This window comes from Bartonella rattimassiliensis 15908, assembly GCF_000278215.1.
Taxonomy (GTDB): domain Bacteria; phylum Pseudomonadota; class Alphaproteobacteria; order Rhizobiales; family Rhizobiaceae; genus Bartonella; species Bartonella rattimassiliensis.
The window spans coordinates 617,675-618,300 of record NZ_JH725064.1 but is presented as its reverse complement, the minus strand read 5'-3'; the positions used below and the strand labels follow the sequence as shown (position 1 = coordinate 618,300).

The following is a 626-nucleotide window of genomic DNA, read 5'->3' as shown; positions in this document are numbered from 1 at the left end:
AAAGCATAAAAGACAGCCAGTATTTTAAGAAATGGGAGAAACCTTTTCGTGGCTTACCCGCTCAACACAAGTGTTTTTAGCACTTGCCGATCTTTCTAAACGACATTTCCTTTAATGTCAATACGTATTTTTTATTTTTTTCACTTTTTTTCATTTCGATACCTACCCAATTGAATATCAAGTGCTTTTTCTAATTCACGGTCTATATCATAAGCTTCTGAATAACATTTCTCACCATCATCTGTAATCTCACAAATCAACTGATCTTTCTTTGTACGTTTTTTGATTTTCTTATTAACCTCATCTATCAAAGGTTCATAACTCAAGACGCTTCTTGGTAAATCACCACCATATATCCACGCTTTCACTTGCGCTTTAGTACTATAATCAACATTTGAAGGCATCTCTTGATACTGCCCACCTTCAAATTCCTCATATTCTCTTGACCCATCTTCGTATTCATAGAGATTGTAAAAATACTCTGCTACCCCTAATCCCCATGGTACATGCCCTCTTGCAATGGCTATAAACTTTTTTCGCACCGGCTGTTTACGATTTATTAAAAACATCTGTTTTAATATTTCCTAATCTAAATTCATAACTTTACCAATGGATTTATTTACCTC

Annotated in this window: 1 protein-coding gene; it reads right to left on the bottom strand. The window is 34.3% G+C overall.

The window, feature by feature from the left end; genetic code table 11:
• Window positions 1-140: 140 nt before the first annotated feature.
• Complete coding sequence (locus MCY_RS02685) at window positions 141-569, bottom strand: hypothetical protein (RefSeq protein WP_007346829.1); 429 nt, start codon at window positions 567-569, stop codon at window positions 141-143.
• Window positions 570-626 lie beyond the last annotated feature (57 nt).